General features: G+C 43.7%; 15 protein-coding genes. 14 read left to right on the forward strand and 1 reads right to left on the reverse strand.

Annotated elements, in window-relative coordinates; translation table 11 throughout:
• Window positions 1-41 precede the first annotated feature (41 nt).
• The 14 genes from BV214_RS00385 (at window position 42) to BV214_RS00455 (ending at window position 15,679) form a co-directional block, all read left to right on the forward strand.
• A complete protein-coding gene (locus BV214_RS00385; protein ID WP_086475496.1) occupies window positions 42-1,052 on the forward strand; it encodes a homocysteine S-methyltransferase family protein in 1,011 nt (336 codons plus the stop codon).
• On the forward strand, window positions 1,052-1,993 hold the full coding sequence (locus BV214_RS00390; protein ID WP_086475497.1) for a threonine ammonia-lyase: 942 nt from the start codon (window positions 1,052-1,054) through the stop codon (window positions 1,991-1,993). The genes BV214_RS00385 and BV214_RS00390 overlap by 1 nt, the downstream gene beginning before the upstream one ends.
• A gap of 42 nt (window positions 1,994-2,035) precedes the next feature.
• Window positions 2,036-4,741: a methionine synthase gene (metH, locus tag BV214_RS00395; protein ID WP_086475498.1), complete on the forward strand. Its 2,706-nt coding sequence runs from the start codon at window positions 2,036-2,038 to the stop codon at window positions 4,739-4,741.
• Between the two features lie 697 nt (window positions 4,742-5,438).
• Window positions 5,439-6,392: a methylenetetrahydrofolate reductase [NAD(P)H] gene (metF, locus tag BV214_RS00400; RefSeq protein ID WP_086475548.1), complete on the forward strand. Its 954-nt coding sequence runs from the start codon at window positions 5,439-5,441 to the stop codon at window positions 6,390-6,392.
• Window positions 6,393-6,616: 224 nt separating this feature from the next.
• Window positions 6,617-7,717: an acyloxyacyl hydrolase gene (locus tag BV214_RS00405; protein ID WP_086475499.1), complete on the forward strand. Its 1,101-nt coding sequence runs from the start codon at window positions 6,617-6,619 to the stop codon at window positions 7,715-7,717.
• Window positions 7,718-7,730: 13 nt separating this feature from the next.
• A complete protein-coding gene (locus BV214_RS00410) occupies window positions 7,731-8,510 on the forward strand; it encodes a head GIN domain-containing protein (protein WP_086475500.1) in 780 nt (259 codons plus the stop codon).
• Between the two features lie 84 nt (window positions 8,511-8,594).
• On the forward strand, window positions 8,595-9,671 hold the full coding sequence (locus BV214_RS00415; protein ID WP_086475501.1) for a serine hydrolase domain-containing protein: 1,077 nt from the start codon (window positions 8,595-8,597) through the stop codon (window positions 9,669-9,671).
• A 331-nt stretch (window positions 9,672-10,002) separates the two neighbouring features.
• Window positions 10,003-10,794, forward strand: a complete 792-nt coding sequence (locus tag BV214_RS00420) for a 3-keto-disaccharide hydrolase (protein WP_086475502.1) — start codon at window positions 10,003-10,005, stop codon at window positions 10,792-10,794.
• A 134-nt stretch (window positions 10,795-10,928) separates the two neighbouring features.
• Window positions 10,929-12,266, forward strand: coding sequence for a Gfo/Idh/MocA family oxidoreductase (locus tag BV214_RS00425; RefSeq protein ID WP_086475503.1), 1,338 nt, complete (start codon window positions 10,929-10,931; stop codon window positions 12,264-12,266).
• 221 nt (window positions 12,267-12,487) lie between these two features.
• Window positions 12,488-12,919 carry a BLUF domain-containing protein gene (locus BV214_RS00435; RefSeq protein ID WP_086475505.1) on the forward strand — a complete coding sequence of 144 codons (432 nt, stop codon included), beginning with the start codon at window positions 12,488-12,490 and terminating at the stop codon, window positions 12,917-12,919.
• A 58-nt stretch (window positions 12,920-12,977) separates the two neighbouring features.
• Window positions 12,978-13,745: a molybdate ABC transporter substrate-binding protein gene (gene modA, locus BV214_RS00440; RefSeq protein ID WP_086475506.1), complete on the forward strand. Its 768-nt coding sequence runs from the start codon at window positions 12,978-12,980 to the stop codon at window positions 13,743-13,745.
• Window positions 13,738-14,139 (forward strand): TOBE domain-containing protein, encoded by a 402-nt coding sequence (locus BV214_RS00445; RefSeq protein ID WP_086475507.1) that lies wholly within the window; start codon window positions 13,738-13,740, stop codon window positions 14,137-14,139. The genes modA and BV214_RS00445 overlap by 8 nt, the downstream gene beginning before the upstream one ends.
• Window positions 14,139-14,810, forward strand: a complete 672-nt coding sequence (gene modB, locus BV214_RS00450) for a molybdate ABC transporter permease subunit (protein WP_086475508.1) — start codon at window positions 14,139-14,141, stop codon at window positions 14,808-14,810. Before BV214_RS00445 ends, modB begins: the two co-directional genes overlap by 1 nt.
• Window positions 14,807-15,679, forward strand: coding sequence for a sulfate/molybdate ABC transporter ATP-binding protein (locus BV214_RS00455; protein WP_086475509.1), 873 nt, complete (start codon window positions 14,807-14,809; stop codon window positions 15,677-15,679). Before modB ends, BV214_RS00455 begins: the two co-directional genes overlap by 4 nt.
• A gap of 89 nt (window positions 15,680-15,768) precedes the next feature.
• Here the strand turns inward: BV214_RS00455 and gldA are convergent, their stop codons facing one another.
• Entirely contained in the window at window positions 15,769-16,662 is an 894-nt protein-coding gene (gldA, locus tag BV214_RS00460) for a gliding motility-associated ABC transporter ATP-binding subunit GldA (protein ID WP_086475549.1), read from the reverse strand.
• Window positions 16,663-16,680: the final 18 nt, after the last annotated feature.

Consider the following 16,680-nt stretch of genomic DNA (forward strand, 5'->3'; position numbering starts at 1 on the left):
AAAGGTGAAAGCCATTTGGGCTGATTTTATTTATAAAGGAGATGAAGAATATTCAGGAGATATTAAAAGAACGGATTATGGTGTTGGATGGTGCTATGGGTACCATGATACAGCGCCATAAGTTTACGGAGGAGGATTTTAGAGGAGAGCGTTTTAAGGATTGGCCCAGCCCATTGCAGGGGAACAATGACCTTTTATCTCTTACCCAGCCCGATACCATAGCGGATATTCACCGCCAGTATTTTGCGGCCGGGGCCGATATTGTGGAAACCAATACCTTTTCTAGTACCACTATCGGAATGGCAGATTATGGGATGCAAGAGTTGGTGTACGACCTTAATTATGAATCGGCCAAACTGGCCAAGGAGGTAGCTGCCGAGTTTAATGCGAAAGAACCGCATAAGCCAAGATTTGTGGCAGGGAGTATTGGACCTACTACCAAAACCGCAAGTATGTCTCCAGATGTAAATGACCCTGGCTTTAGGGCAATTTCCTTCGATCAGTTGCGAGCGGCCTATAAACAACAGGTGGAAGCCTTGTTAGACGGTGGCTGCGATATTTTATTGGTGGAAACTGTTTTTGATACCTTAAATGCCAAAGCAGCCTTGTTTGCCATAGAAGAAGTTAAGGAAGAACGGAATTTGGGCGTCCCCATTATGGTCAGCGGTACCATTACCGATGCTTCTGGACGCACGCTCTCCGGACAAACGGCAGAAGCGTTTTTAATTTCTATAAGTCATATTCCCATGTTATCGGTGGGACTCAATTGTGCCTTGGGAGCCAGTCAGTTGGTGCCACACTTGGAAGTGCTATGCGCCAAATCCGAGCATGCCGTATCTGCCCACCCCAACGCAGGATTGCCTAATGCGTTTGGAGAATACGATGAAACCCCAGAACAGATGGCTTCCCAGATAAAAGAATACGCCGAGAAGAAATTAGTGAATATTGTTGGTGGATGTTGTGGAACTACCCCAGAGCATATTAAGGCCATGGTAGACATAGTAAAGGATTACAGTCCTAGGCAAATACAAACGTTGATACCAATAAGTTAATGATACCCACCAAAGAGACTCTTCTTGAGGCTGGGCGGCGCATCGCCCCTTTTGTCCATAGAACACCGGTGTTCACCTCCCGATTGTTAAATGATATTTCCGGGACGCAGCTGTTTTTTAAAAGCGAGAACCTGCAGAAAATGGGAGCCTTTAAAATGAGGGGTGCCATTAATGCCATTCAGCAATTAACGGAGCAGGAGAGGAAAGCAGGGGTAGTGACCCATTCTTCCGGGAATTTCGGTCAGGCACTGGCCTTGGCAGCCAAGAACTTAGGGGTAACTGCCTATATAGTAATGCCAAGTAGTACCCCGGCAGTAAAAATTGAGGCCGTAAAATCCTATGGGGGGAAGGTGGTAATTTCCGAACCCACCTTGGCAGCCAGGGAACGGGAGGCTCAGAAAATAGTAGCTGAAAAAAAAGCGGTATTTATACACCCTTCTAACAACTTGAATGTGTTAGTAGGACAGGGTACCGCAGCCATGGAATTATTGGAAGATTATCCAGATCTAGAGTATATAATAACCCCAGTAGGGGGTGGCGGACTTATTGCTGGGACTGCGCTTGTTGCCCATTATTTTGGTAAGGAGTGTAGGGTAATTGGCGGGGAGCCCTTTGCGGTAGATGATGCCTATCGCTCCCTAAAAAGCGGGAAGATAGAGGTGAATACCACCACCAATACCATTGCAGACGGATTAAAAACGCATTTGGGAGATATTAACTTTCCCATTATCAAAGCCTTGGTTTCAGAGATTATACGGGTGGAGGAGCAAGAGATAAAACAGGCGATGAAATTAATCTGGGAACGGATGAAAATTGTCATAGAACCTTCCAGTGCTGTTCCCTTTGCCGCATTGCTGCGGGAAAAGGAAGAGTTTAAAAATAAACGAATTGGCATTATCCTCTCTGGGGGAAATGTGGATTTATCAAATATATCATTTTAAGATCGGTAAAAACGATCTATAAAAATCATTATAAAAATATACATGGGCTATACTGAGCAGAAAAATGGGGATAGGTATTTAAAGCTCTCTGGATTGGAGCCGTTGGTGGTTACTCCAGAAAGTAATTTTGTGAACGTAGGCGAACGTACCAATGTGGCTGGTTCCAAAAGATTTCTCAGGTTAATTAAGGAAGAGAAATTTGAGGAGGCCTTGGATATTGCCCGAGAACAGGTAGAGGCAGGAGCGCAGATCTTGGACGTAAATATGGACGATGGTCTCTTGGATGGAGTAAAGGCCATGGTGCAGTTTTTAAACTTGATTGTTTCCGAACCTGATATTGCTAGGGTCCCTATTATGATTGATAGTTCTAAATGGGAGATTATAGAAGCTGGACTCCAAGTGGTACAAGGGAAATGTGTGGTGAACTCCATCAGTCTTAAAGAAGGCGAGGAAGAGTTTATTGAACACGCTAAATTAATTAGACGCTATGGAGCCGCCGTTATTGTGATGGCTTTTGATGAGGTGGGGCAGGCCGATACGTATGAGCGACGTATAGAAATATCTAAACGATCCTATGATATACTGGTAGACCAGGTAGGGTTTCCGCCAGAGGATATTATTTTTGACCTGAACGTTTTTCCCGTAGCTACGGGGATGGATGAGCATAAGTTGAATGCCTTAGATTTTATTCGGGCTACCGCCTGGGTGAAGGAGAATTTGCCTTATTGTAGCGTAAGTGGTGGAGTAAGTAACGTTTCCTTTAGTTTTAGGGGGAATAATCCCGTGCGGGAGGCCATGCACTCGGTCTTTCTATACCACGCCATAAAAGCGGGTATGAATATGGGTATCGTTAACCCCAGTATGTTGGAGGTATATGACGATATCCCCAAAGACCTTTTAGAGCATGTAGAAGATGTAATTCTCAATAGACGTGAGGATGCTACAGAGCGCTTGTTAGATTTTGCTGAATCTGTAGTAGGGAAAGCGAAAGAAAATAAAGTAGATCTGTCTTGGAGGGAAGAACCCCTGCAAAACCGTATCACCAGAGCCCTAGTAAAAGGGATAGATCAATATGTTGTAGAAGATGTAGAAGAGGCCAGGCTTAGTGTAGCGGCACCCATTCAAGTGATTGAAGGTCATTTAATGACGGGAATGAACGTGGTGGGAGATCTTTTTCAAAGCGGGAAGATGTTTTTGCCACAGGTGGTAAAATCGGCCCGAGTTATGAAGAAAGCAGTTGCCTACCTATTGCCGTTTATTGAAGAGGAAAAATTGAAGAACCCCTTGCCCGAAGGGGAAGAATCCGCTGCCGGAAAAATATTGATGGCTACGGTGAAAGGCGATGTGCACGATATTGGAAAAAATATTGTGAGTGTGGTCTTGGCCTGTAACAACTATGAGATTGTAGACTTGGGGGTAATGGTACCACCAGAGAAGATAATTAATGTTGCCAAGGAAGAAAAAGTAGATATCATTGGCTTAAGTGGCCTTATTACGCCTTCCTTGGACGAAATGGTGTTCCTTGCCAAGGAGATGGAGCGACAAAACTTTACGGTTCCCTTGTTAATTGGGGGGGCAACTACTAGTAAGGCCCATACGGCGGTGAAGATAGATCCCCAGTACAAGAATGCGGTGGTGCACGTAAACGATGCCTCGCGAGCCGTGACCGTAGTGGGGGATTTGTTGCAGAAAGAAAGTGCTTCCAACTACAAGGAGAGTATAAAAATGGATTATGCCGAATTTAGGGAGAGTTTCCTGAAAAGGGGCCGACGCAGGGAGTATATAAAACTGGAAGATGCCCGGGCAAATAAATATCAGGTAGATTGGGAAAAATCCCAAATTATAAAGCCTAATAAGTTAGGCATACAACTTATAGAGAATATGGACCTAAGGGAATTGGTGCCTTTTATAGATTGGTCCCCTTTCTTTAGAAGTTGGGAGTTGCACGGAAGGTATCCCAATATTTTGGAGGATGAGGTGGTTGGCCAACAGGCCAAGGAGCTGTTTGCCGATGCCAAGGTAATGTTGAAAAAGATCCTGGACGAAAACCTGTTTCAGGCTAAGGGTATTTTTGGACTCTTCCCTGCAAATACCGTGAACGATGACGATATAGAACTTACCCATAATGGGGAGAAGACCTATTTTAGGACTCTTAGGCAACAGTCTAAAAAATATAAGGATAGACCTAATTTGGCCCTTGCCGATTTTATAGCGCCCAAAGATAGTGGGATAACAGATTACGTAGGCTGCTTTTGTGTCTCCGCTGGTTTTGGTTCCGATGAACTGGCTAATAGTTATCGGGATAATTTGGACGATTACAACAGTATATTGGTAAAGGCGCTGGCCGACCGATTTGCGGAGGCGTTTGCCGAATATTTACACTTGGAAGTGAGAAAGGTGCATTGGGGCTATGCTTCCGAAGAAGCCTTGGATAATGAAGAATTAATTAAAGAAGAGTACAAGGGAATTAGACCGGCACCCGGTTATCCTGCCTGTCCAGATCATTTGGAGAAACTTACCATTTGGGAACTGTTGCAGGTGGAAGAAAAAATTGGGGTGCAATTAACGGATAGTTTGGCTATGTGGCCGGCAGCCAGTGTTAGTGGCTATTATTTCGGGAATGAAGAGGCCCGATATTTTGGACTCGGAAAAATCAAGGAAGATCAGGTAGCCGATTTTGCAGCGCGGAAAGATATTCCTCTGGAAGAGGCTAGTAAATGGTTAGCGCCCAATATCGCAGATGATTAATTGGTTGATTTGGAGATGTGTTGATTTGGAAATTTGCTAATGCATTGATAATGTAACAATGTAGCAATTGGTTAATGTAACAATGGGTTGTTAATTTCGAAATGTATTGATTTGGAAATGTATTGATTTGGAGATTTGCCGATTTGGAGATTTGCTAATGCATTGATAATGTAAAAATGTAGCAATTGGTTAGTGTGTCAATGTACCATTGTAGCGATGTACTAATGTAACAATGTGCCAATGTACCAAAGTAGCAATGAACCAAAGTAGCAATGAACCAATGTAGCAATGAACCAATGTAGCGATGGGTTGATTTGGAGATTTGTTGATTTGGAAATGTGTCAATGTATTGATAATGTGAAAATGTAGCAATTGGTTAGTGTGTCAATGTACCATTGTAGCGATGTACTAATGTAACAATGTGCCAAAGTAGCAATGAACCAATGTAGCGATGGGCTAATAATATGCTATAGATTTCATTAGATGATTTATTACCGCGTTAGGGATAGGAACGATATCTTTTTTAGGGCTTGTTCCTAAAAAAATTTAGTGGATAGCCCGGCCCTTTAGGGAAACGCCATAATCCATCATCGGACTGCAAGCATAGTAAGCAAGACTACTTGTGGGATAATGGGAATAAGGGAATGTTGAATTTTTAAAATAAGGGCCCTCTGTTGGGAGGGCAATGGGAAAGACCATGAAAGTAACAGAGCATTTGGAAAACGCAAAGGGGAAAACTTTGTTTTCGTTTGAGATTGTCCCGCCAGTGAAAGGGAAGAATATTCAGGAGTTGTACAACAACGTGGATCCGTTGATGGAATTTAATCCGCCTTTTATAGATGTTACCACCTCAAGGGAAGAGTTTGTGTACATAGAAAAAGACGGGTTGTACGATAAAAAATTGACGCGTATGCGGCCTGGGACGGTAGGGATATGCGCTGCGCTACAACATAAATACGGGGTAGATACAGTTCCCCATGTGCTATGTGGCGGCTTTACCAAGGAGGAAACGGAGTATTTACTGGTAGATTGCCATTATTTGGGTATACACAATGTGATGGCTTTAAGGGGTGATGCCCGAAAAGGGGAACAATATTTTACGCCTACGCCAGGCGGACATTCTTATGCCACGGAATTGGTAGCGCAGATTCAAAACCTTAATTCCGGAAAATATTTACACGATACCGCAGAAAGTGAAAATTGTGGCGATTTCTGTATTGGGGTGGCGGGTTATCCAGAGAAACACATGGAAGCTCCTTCCTTGGAATCGGACCTTAGAAGGTTAAAGGAAAAGGTAGATGCCGGTGCCGATTATGTGGTAACCCAAATGTTTTTCGACAATAGTCGCTACTTCCAGTTTGTAGAGGCCGCAAGGGAAATGGGTATAGAAGTGCCCATTATTCCAGGGATAAAGCCCATAGCGGTAAAGCGTCATATGCATATACTACCCCAGGTATTTAAAATAGACCTACCGCAAGATTTGGTAGATGCTGTAGACGGTTGTACTAATAATGCGGCGGTAAGACAGGTGGGGATAGAATGGGCTATTCAACAATCTAAGGAGCTAAAAGAGGCCGGGGTGCCCGTATTACACTATTACTCCATGGGGAAATCGGATAATATAAAAGCCATTGCCGAAGCCTTGTTCTAGGCGTATAGCAACCTTTAAAATCCACCAGCTAATCGTTGCTGGATCTTGATAAAACTATTGCTAATAGCCCCCGGGATGGTCCTGGGGGTTTTTGTAGCAACACTTAAACCCCTCTTCCGTAATTGGGTCTTTTGGAAGAGGGAGGCTTCTACTTATAGAAGCTGTTTTTAGATCTAAGGATTCCCAAATTTGTCCTTTTTAAATTTTCCCTACATTTGCTCTTAATGAAACGATGTCTATTTCTATTATGCTGTCTATGGACGGCATTTTGTTTTTCACAGGACGGGAAACAGAGTGCGAGTTATACCTTGGACATCAACCAGTTTTATGGTTCGGTGCTCTTGCACAATAATTATATTTCTCACCTAATAAGTTCACACCCGGGCGGACTAATAGCGAGTTTTAACCGCAAGACCTATGGGGAAAAGGAATGGCATCAACGCTTTAATTATCCGGATACTGGCCTCTCCTTTGTTTATCAGAACATGAACAACAGCACCCTAGGGGAGAATTTTGGACTGTATGCGCATTATAATTTTTATTTCTTAAATAGAAATCTCCAATTTAGGCTGGGGCAGGGGGTAGCTTACAATACCCATCCGTTTAATAAGCACAACAACTTTAGGAATAATGCCTATGGCACCCATTTGTTGAGCTCTACCTATATAATGCTGAACTATCACAAAGAGGAAATCATTGATGGATTGGGCTTTAAGGCGGGACTCTCCGTTATTCATTACTCCAATGCCAATGTGAAGGCGCCCAATACCTCAACCAATACCTTGGCGTTTAACCTAGGGCTTACCTATGATCTGCAGCGAGGATTGGAGAAGGAGTATGTTAGAACCGAGGATACAACATCCTACGCCGAGCCGGTGCGATATAATCTGGCTTTTAGATCTGGAATCAATGAGAGTGATGTTGTAGGTTCTGGGCAGTTTCCATTTTATATTTTTTCGGCTTATGCCGATAAGCGGTTAGGAAGAATCAGCGCTTTGCAACTGGGAACAGATCTATATTTCTCCAATTTTTTAAAGGAATTGATACGCTACCAGTCCATTGCCTTCCCCGAATATGGAGTACAGCCTACGGACGATTATAAGCGGGTAGGGCTGTTTGTAGGGCATGAGTTATTTATAAATAAAATGTCTATTATTTCCCAATTGGGGTATTACGTTTACTACCCCTTCGATTTTGAGGGAAGGGTATACAACAGAATGGGCTTAAAGCGGTATTTTACGGATAAGATCTTTGGCGCCATCACCTTAAAGTCGCACGGCGCCAAGGCCGAAGCGGTAGAATTTGGGGTGGGGATAAGGCTATAATAAAAGAGGTGATATGAGGAGCTTATTTTTTAGGAAATTACATAAATGGAGCCTATTGTTGGTACTGCCCTTATTTTTCTGGAACTGCAACAGTGAAAATGCACCCGATTGCTTCCAGAACGCCGGGCCTATAACCAAGGAGGTGGTGGCCGTGCCTAATTTTACAAAAATCACCGCCTATGAAAACGTAAGGGTAACCATTGTGCAGGGAGCAGAAATAAAGGTAGAAGTAGAGACCGGGAAGTACTTGCGCAATGATGTATCCGTTACCGTAGAGGAGGGGAGACTATTGCTTAGGGATACCAATTCGTGCAATTTCACCCGGAAGTATGGCCTAACTCATGTATATGTAACCGTGCCTAATCTTACGGAAATTAGAAGTGGTACCGGACTGGCTATTAAAAGTGAAGGGGTGTTGTCCTTTCCTAACTTAGCGCTTATCTCGGAGAGCTTTAACAATCCGGAAGCCAAATTCACCAGTGGGGAATTTAACCTGAATCTAGACGCTGAGTCGGTACGAATCGTTTCCAACGGGCCTTCTTACTTCCAATTGCGTGGCCAAACCAAAGATTTTAATGTCCTATTTGCAGCAGGGGATACGCGCTTGGAGGCCGCTTCCTTAAAGGCAAATGCCATAACTGTTAGTCATAGGGGGTCTAATGACATGCTTGTTAATCCGCAAACCTCCTTAACCGGTGTATTGCGCGGTACCGGGGACGTGATTAGTTTTAATAGACCGCCCGAAGTAGCAGTGGAGGAATTGTATAAGGGAAAACTTATCTTTATAGAGTAAGGCTGGTTTTGTGGGAAACTATGCCTAGTAACTCTCAAGGGGATTTTTTAGTGAAAATTAATAGTGGATCAGTAGCGTTGTTCAATGAGACCCATTCAAAAATATGTAAGTGATTTTTTGGCCTCCCGTAGGCTAATGGGGGAAGATGTGCAGCTAGCAGGGATGTTGGAAGCAGATCGGTTACTTCAACAGCTGGTCCATGATAATACAATTCCAGGGCTTGCTATCAGCGTGCGTAAAAATAACCAGCCCTATTTTCAAAAAGGATATGGATATGCTAATTTAGAGGGGCAGGTGCTGGTAGACCCCCAGCGTACCATCTTCAGAATAGCCAGTATCTCCAAACCAATAGCAGCAACCGCCTTGGCGGTTATGGTGAGGGAAGGGCTGCTAGATCTGGATGCTTCCATTTATAAATACCTGCCTTATTTTCCCAGGAAAGAATACGATTTTACCCTTCGGCATCTGGCGAGTCATACCGCTGGAATTAGAGGGTATAGGGGGAGGGAATACGGCCTGGACCTTCCTATGGATAGTAGGGAAAGTCTAAGGATTTTTCAAGACGATCCCCTGCTTTTTAAACCGGGAAGCAATTATAGCTATACCAGCTTTGGCTGGGTGCTAATATCCTTGGCGATGGAAGAGGTGAGCGGTGTGTCTTTTGCGGACTATGTGAAGAAAAAGGTGTTGGAGCCCTTTCAGATGAAGGACACATTTCCAGAAATTCCAGGGGAACAACCTCCCCAAATGGCCCATTTTTATACGAGGTATAGGGCCGGATTTAAGAAGGCCATTCCCGTGGATAATCGCTATAAACTTGCTGGGGGCGGTTATGTGTCCACCGCGGTGGATGTAGCTAAATTTGGGCAGCAGTTTTTAGACACTTCCCTTATAGAGGCGCTTAATATGCAGCAGTTCCTTACCGCAGAGGTGATAGGTAGTAGGGAAACCCATTACGGATTAGGGTGGGAAATTAATCAAGATGCCTGGGGGAGGCCAACTTTTGGGCATATAGGTAAAGGGGTAGGTGGCTATGCCGTTCTGTACGTTTACCCCGAAGAGGAGATGGTTTTTTCCCTCCTTGTTAATTGTACCAATCCAGGAATACAGGAAACCCTAGACATGGTAGTGGCCCTGCTGATTGGTGGTTTAGAGAAATGATTTTTTTCCCAGTTGTTGCCAAGGAGAATTTCACCAAGTGATGGTGTAGTGGTTTGCTAGTCCTAGCTCTTCCTTCCTCCATATTTTCTAGATCCAAAGTAGGTGAGGTTGCTGGCTACTGAATTGATGAAAAAGCTAGGTGTTTTTTTAAATTCCATGGCGTTAAGTTGTGGCCATTTCTTGTCTACCATGCTTCTCAAAAAAATCGAGGGTCGGTTTAACTCCAAATCGCAAAGAAAATGTGGGTTTTCCTAATTTTTCCAAGGGAGGTAGTGGGATTCTTGGCTAAATTATTTATCTTCATGGTTTGCTTAAAATTTAACAGATAAAAATGAAGAAAACTATTGCTCTTTTTGTCTTCGCACTTGCGATGACCTCATGTAAAATGAATCAAAAGTCGAAACCTGAAAGTGTGGAAGCTACAGCCGAAACCGAGGATTGGATCTATCTTTTTGACGGTACCTCTACCGAGGGATGGCGTGCCTATAACGGGGATAGCCTTCCTCCAGGATGGACTATTAAGGATAGTACGCTGACCTTTGATACTGAACTGGGAATGGAACAGGATTATACAGGGGGCACGGATATTATTTATGGTGCCGAAGAATTTGACAATTTTGAGTTATACGTAGAATGGAAGCTGCCGAAAGGCGGAAATAGTGGTATTTTTTATCACCTAAAGGAGAACATACCCAATGAGGGTCCGGCTACCATTTCTCCGGAATACCAATTGATCGATGATGAGAACTATGCCGCTATACACGATCTTACCGAATACAATTTAAGCTTGGGGAATACAGAGAATCCGGCTGAACTTCAGCCCTTGCAGCAGACTGCATCGGATTATGCCATGTACCCTGCAGATCCGGACAAGAAAGTATTGAATCCTGTCGGGGAGTGGAATACCACCAAAATAGTATTCACCCCTGAAAAGGTAGAGCACTGGCTAAATGGACAGAAGGTATTGTCCTTTGTGCCTTGGTCCGAGGACTGGTACGAAAGGAAAAATACCGGAAAGTGGAAAGACGCCGAAAACTACGGTCGCTTTAAATCCGGATATATCGGATTCCAAGATCACTCTAGCCCTATCTGGTTTAGGAATGTAAAGATTAGAAAACTATAAATACCCTGTGGCGGTAATCCGGTTTTGTCGGATGCCGCCACATTCTTTAAAAGGAGATCTTTCTTTTAAAGGAAGCTGGGACGCCATGCTGATCCCACTAATGAATAACCGCCACTAAAAAAACTAAGAATTAAATGAAAAAAAGAGACTTTCTAAAGGGAACCGCAGCACTAGGTTTAACCGCCCTTTTACCCGCTTCTATCTGGGCTATGTCTAAAAATGGCCGTTTGCGTACCGCCCATATTGGGGTTAGTAATATGGGGGGAGCCGATTTGGCTTCCATTTCATCCCATCCGTTGGTAGATGTAGTAGCCTTGTGCGATGTGGATGCCAACGCCTTGGCAGAGGCCAAAAAACTACATCCCAATGCAGCTACCTATAAAGATTATAGGGTGATGTTGAAGGAATTGAAAAATGGGATCGATGCCGTTATTGTATCTACGCCAGACCATACCCATGCACCGGCTTCTATGATGGCCATGGACTTGGGTAAACCAGTCTATTGTCAAAAACCCCTTACCCACCATGTGGCGGAGGCAAGGGCAATGCGTAAAAAGGCCAAGGAGAAGAATTTGGTGACCCAAATGGGAATCCAGGTACATTCTTTTTACGATTATAAATTGGCTACCATCCTGATTCAATCTGGGATTATTGGAAAAGTAAAGACCGTACGGGCCTGGTCTCCTAAAAACTGGGGCTATGACGGTCCAGAACCTACAGGCTCTGATCCTGTGCCAGAGAATTTAGATTGGAATCTTTGGTTGGGAACGTCTGCGGAAAGGCCTTATAAGGTAGGGTATTACCATCCGGGAAACTGGAGAAAGTTAATGGATTATGGTTGTGGTACCTTAGGGGATATGGGAGTTCATATTTTTGATACCCCCTACAACGCCTTGGAGTTGGATGTGCCCATGACTATTAAAAACGATTGTAGGGAGCCCAATGGATTTGGATTCCCCGAGAAGAATATAGTAACCTATACGTTTCCACAAACCCCCTACACGGCAAAAACCCTGAAATGGGTATGGTACGATGGACCAGGAGCTCCAGAAAAGCATAAAGATCTGGAATTGCCAAATAACGATAAGCTACCGGAGCAGGGAGCTATGTTCATTGGTGAAAAAGGGAGGTTGCTCTTGCCACACTTTATGGAGCTTCCAAGGCATATTGTAGATGGGAAATATAAGGAATTGGATCTCTCTGTGGTAAAGGATTCCGATAATTTGGGCGAGCCGGTTAAGAGTTATGATGAAGAAGAGAAAAAGCATTATCACGAGTTTGTAGATGCTTGTTTGGGTAAGGCGGAATGCAGTGCACCTTTTGATTATTCGGCCCGACTCACAGAAACTATCCTGCTAGGCGTTATCGCTGGTCGTTTCCCAAATAAAACATTGCATTGGGATAGCAAAGCAGCAAAGTTTGCAGAAGAGGAGGCTAATCAATATTTGGATGCCCCCTATAGAGATTTCTAAAAGCAGCGAACAATAAAAAGGATATTCGCCTCATTAAAAGCTTGGTATAATTCCTTATTTAGGAATGTACCAAGCTTTTGTTTTACCATGCTTGGATGGAGATAAGGCAGGTTGAGCCGTAATAATTTAAGTTGATCTAGCTGCTCAATTCCGTGGGATTCTGGTTGTAATAGCGCCCATTTAGGAGCATTTAATTTTGTAATTTGCATCAAATTAATCCTATGTTTCAGCTTACTTACAAATCCAAGGCTTCGGAATTTATGAGCACGGACGATGTTGCGGCGATTTTGAAAACCGCTAGGGACCGTAATAAGGAAAAGGGAATCACCGGGTGTTTGGTATTTCACAATAACTGCTTTGTTCAGATTATTGAGGGAAAAAAGAAGCAGGTAAAATCCTTGTATCAGGAGATTGTTAAGGATAAACGGCATGGAGATATCCAACTGATATGGGAAGGGGAGATAGAAGAACGGTCTTTTTCCGATTGGAGTATGGGATATTTCGATCCCGCTGAAGCTGGGGTCCACCATTCGGATGCAAAAGAATTTGAACAGAATTTATTGTTGCTTTCCGAACTCTCCGATTCTCACTCGGCAACCTTAAGGATGTTTTGGCTGGGCGTGAAAAAGCTTCTCATCGGGGAAGGTTGTTAAGGGAAATTCTTCTGGGATTTAGGGATATGGAAAATTCTAATGCAATCTTATATTCGACATGATTAATCGGTTGGGAATCTTGGTTTTGTTGTTGTCGCTCCTCCTTTTAGGGGTAGCTTGTCAAGAGAGCGATGCAAATAAAATACGGGTGGCGGTGGCCGCCAATATGCAGTTGCCCATGGAGGCAATTGTAGCGCGGTATACCGAAAAATATGGGGTGGTTTGTGAAATGATGATTGGGTCTTCCGGGAAGTTAACAGCACAGATTGTAGAAGGGGCTCCTTACGATGTTTTCGTGGCGGCCAATATGAAATATCCAGAAGCAGTCTATATGGCCGGGAAAGGGATGGAGGCTCCCCGTAGGTACGCCAACGGGAAATTAATTCTATGGTCCGTAGCGCTGTCCAAGCCCATTTCCGTGAACACTCTTAACGATCCCGAAATAAACCATATTGCTATGGCGAATCCCATGACCGCACCTTACGGGGTGGCGGCTATGGAGGTGATTGAGCACTACGGTCTTTATGATCAACTAAAACATAAATTGGTGTATGGGGAGAGCATAGCGCAAACCAACCAATTTATAGCCTCTAAGGCAGCGGACATTGGTTTTACAGCCTTATCCACGGTGAAGGCACCTAGGATGAAGGACAAAGGAAGGTGGTTAGAGGTAGATGCTAAACAGTATTCCCCCATCACCCAGGGCATAGTGCTAATAAAAAGGGAACGGGAGAATGAACAGCAGCTTCAGCATTTTTACGATTTTCTTTTTTCCGAGGAAGTCGCGCTCCTATTGAAAGAATTTGGATATTTGATGGATGAATAGTTTTAATGGACATATTTTAGAGGTGGAGACCGTAGGCAATTTGTCTTTGGTAAGGGTAGCTCTTGGTAAGAACACCCAATGGGTATCCGTGGTTTTGGATACGCCACAAACGGCTCCGTATTTGGTTCCCGGGGAGGATATTAGGGTATTGTTTAAAGAAACCGAAGTAATCCTCAACCTTCAGGACCCCAATTTGCTCAGTGTGGATAATTACCTAAAGGGAACGGTGAAAGAGGTAGAAGCAGGAGAAATTTTGAGCCGATTGGTGCTAGATACGGAAATAGGTGAGCTGGTGGCAGTAGTGGGTTCCAAAAGTTTAAAAAGACTGGGGCTAGCCCGCAATATGTCGGTTTTGGCCATGGTAAAGATGAACGAATTAATACTGGCGCCCTAATGGATTGGCAACCTCTTGTACTAACTTTTAAACTGGCCTTTGTTACCACTATTATTCTTTTGGTGATTGCGGTACCTATAGCCAACTGGTTATCTAGCACTCATTCTAAAATGAAACCCGTGGTAGAAACCCTGGTGAGTATGCCCCTGGTATTGCCACCTACTGTTCTGGGCTTTTATATGCTAGTAGCCTTTAGTCCGGCCAATTTTTTTGGTAATTGGTTAAACGAATGGTTGGGAATACGGCTGATATTTTCTTTTGAGGGACTTGTGGTGGCTTCCATCATCTATAGTTTGCCCTTTATGGTACAGCCGCTTCAGGCGGGACTGGCCTCCATTTCCCCTACCTTGAAGGAGGCGGCCTATACCATGGGAAAGTCTAAACGCACCACCTTGTTCAGAATACTGTTGCCTAATATTAAATCTTCTATACTCACGGGGATAGTGCTAACTTTTGCCCATACCGTGGGCGAGTTTGGCGTGGTGTTGATGATTGGGGGCAATATGCCTGGGAAGACCAAAGTGGCCTCTATTGCTATTTATGATGAGGTGGAAGCGCTAAATTATGCTGCAGCCAATAATTACTCCATGATTTTGTTTGCCATTACCTTTGCTATTTTACTATTGGTGTACCTCATTAACGGAGGGTATTTAAAACGCTATTCGCGATGATCGAAATTAACCTGACCAAAAAATTGCGGTCCACGGGAGGGAGTATGCTCTTAGACTTGGAACTTAAGATTAAGAAGGGGGAGTTTGTGAGCTTGTACGGAGTGTCCGGAGCAGGTAAAACTTGCACCCTAAGAGTATTGAGTGGCTTGCTTACCCCAGATAAGGGGAGGATTGTGGTAAACGGAACTACCTGGTTCGATGCAGGGAAGAAAATAAATCTATCACCCCAACAACGAAAGATAGGGTATGTTTTTCAGGACTATGCCCTTTTTCCCAATATGACGGTCCGGCAGAATCTGGAATTCGCACTTCAAAAAGGCCAGTCTAAATCTATAGTGGATAATTTGGTGGCTATTGTGGAGCTGGGCGATTTTCTAAATAGAAAACCCAGTACCTTGTCTGGCGGACAACAGCAGCGGGTAGCTCTAGCGAGGGCATTGGTACAACGTCCCGAAATATTGATTCTGGACGAGCCCCTATCTGCACTGGATCATAAGATGAGGTCTAAACTTCAGGAGTATATTTTAAAAGTACACAATGCTTTTAATTTAACCACCATTCTAGTAAGTCATAACATTGGGGAAATCGTAAAACTTTCCAATCATATTTATGAATTACACAACGGTCGCGTAGTCCGTGAAGGAAAGGCCTTGGATTTTTTTAATGCCGAAAGAAACAGTGCTAAATTTAGGTTTACGGGAGAGGTGATCCATATAGAGAAGGAGGAGGTAATCTATGTGGTCTCTGTGTTGGTGGGCAATTCGGTAGTGAAAGTAGTGACAGACCGTGAAGAAGCCCTTGCTTTGACCCTTGGAGACCAGGTATTTGTGGCTTCTAAAGCCTTTAATCCTATTTTAGAGCGCATTTAAAGGTGGGTAATAGTATACTGCCTTTAGCTGCTAATCGCGTGGTAGCGGCTATGCTAGGGGCAGGGAAGTTTTAATTATAGGACCGTAAACTATTGGGTTAATTCGGTAAAAAGGCTTTCTAGGTTCTTGTTTTTTCTACTTAGTTGCAGGGTTTTTAGTTGATTGTCATAGGCGAAATCGAACACCGCAGGTCGCATATCCTTATCCGTGTCAAAGGTAATTTCGTAGCTAAACCCCCCTGTGTTTTTTACGGTAATGGCGTGGTCCAGTTTTTTAAGAAAGGCTTCTTCCACCCTAAAATCGAACTCTACTACCAAAACTTGCTTTTCCTCTTTACGCAATTCGGAAAGTGTTTGATTGGCCACGATGTTCCCCTTTTTAATAATGATGACCCTATCACATACAGCTTCTACCTCCTTTAGGATGTGGGTAGATAATAAGATAGTTTTCTCCTTGCCAATTTCCCTGATCAAATTTCTGATTTCCAATAATTGATTAGGGTCTAGTCCGGTAGTAGGCTCGTCCAAGATCAACACCTCTGGGTTGTGCAATAAGGCAGCAGCCAATCCTACTCTTTGTCGGTACCCCTTGGAGAGTTGTCCAATCTTTTTATGCGCCTCGGGCAATAATCCCGTTTGTTCCAAGACCACGGGGATTCTTTTTTTGTCTACTTGGTAAACATTGGCATTAAACTCCAAGTATTCCCTTACATACATATCTAAGTAAAGAGGGTTATGCTCTGGAAGGTATCCAATGCTTTTTTGGACCTTTTTAGGCTCTTTGCCTACATCAAAAGAGTTTACCTCCGCACTACCTTGGTCTGGACTGTAATAAGTGGTTAAAATCTTCATCATGGTAGATTTGCCAGCCCCGTTAGGACCTAGGAATCCAACTACCTCCCCTTTGTTTATGGTGAATGAAACATCGTTTAGCGCTATTTGATCGCCAAAAGATTTCGTTATGTTTTTTGCTACTATGGACATAGGGTTCGTTTTCACCAA

Source organism: Arenibacter amylolyticus, from assembly GCF_002150785.1.
GTDB lineage: Bacteria > Bacteroidota > Bacteroidia > Flavobacteriales > Flavobacteriaceae > Arenibacter > Arenibacter amylolyticus.

What these genes read in the sequence shown, in the direction of transcription:
- BV214_RS00385 (WP_086475496.1), top strand. Translation starts at nt 42, where the DNA reads ATGAAGAATATTCAGGAGATATTAAAAGAACGGATTATGGTGTTGGAT.
- BV214_RS00390 (WP_086475497.1), top strand. Translation starts at nt 1,052, where the DNA reads ATGATACCCACCAAAGAGACTCTTCTTGAGGCTGGGCGGCGCATCGCC.
- metH (WP_086475498.1), top strand. Translation starts at nt 2,036, where the DNA reads ATGGGCTATACTGAGCAGAAAAATGGGGATAGGTATTTAAAGCTCTCT.
- metF (WP_086475548.1), top strand. Translation starts at nt 5,439, where the DNA reads ATGAAAGTAACAGAGCATTTGGAAAACGCAAAGGGGAAAACTTTGTTT.
- BV214_RS00405 (WP_086475499.1), top strand. Translation starts at nt 6,617, where the DNA reads ATGAAACGATGTCTATTTCTATTATGCTGTCTATGGACGGCATTTTGT.
- BV214_RS00410 (WP_086475500.1), top strand. Translation starts at nt 7,731, where the DNA reads ATGAGGAGCTTATTTTTTAGGAAATTACATAAATGGAGCCTATTGTTG.
- BV214_RS00415 (WP_086475501.1), top strand. Translation starts at nt 8,595, where the DNA reads ATGAGACCCATTCAAAAATATGTAAGTGATTTTTTGGCCTCCCGTAGG.
- BV214_RS00420 (WP_086475502.1), top strand. Translation starts at nt 10,003, where the DNA reads ATGAAGAAAACTATTGCTCTTTTTGTCTTCGCACTTGCGATGACCTCA.
- BV214_RS00425 (WP_086475503.1), top strand. Translation starts at nt 10,929, where the DNA reads ATGAAAAAAAGAGACTTTCTAAAGGGAACCGCAGCACTAGGTTTAACC.
- BV214_RS00435 (WP_086475505.1), top strand. Translation starts at nt 12,488, where the DNA reads ATGTTTCAGCTTACTTACAAATCCAAGGCTTCGGAATTTATGAGCACG.
- modA (WP_086475506.1), top strand. Translation starts at nt 12,978, where the DNA reads ATGATTAATCGGTTGGGAATCTTGGTTTTGTTGTTGTCGCTCCTCCTT.
- BV214_RS00445 (WP_086475507.1), top strand. Translation starts at nt 13,738, where the DNA reads ATGAATAGTTTTAATGGACATATTTTAGAGGTGGAGACCGTAGGCAAT.
- modB (WP_086475508.1), top strand. Translation starts at nt 14,139, where the DNA reads ATGGATTGGCAACCTCTTGTACTAACTTTTAAACTGGCCTTTGTTACC.
- BV214_RS00455 (WP_086475509.1), top strand. Translation starts at nt 14,807, where the DNA reads ATGATCGAAATTAACCTGACCAAAAAATTGCGGTCCACGGGAGGGAGT.
- gldA (WP_086475549.1), bottom strand. Translation starts at nt 16,662, where the DNA reads ATGTCCATAGTAGCAAAAAACATAACGAAATCTTTTGGCGATCAAATA.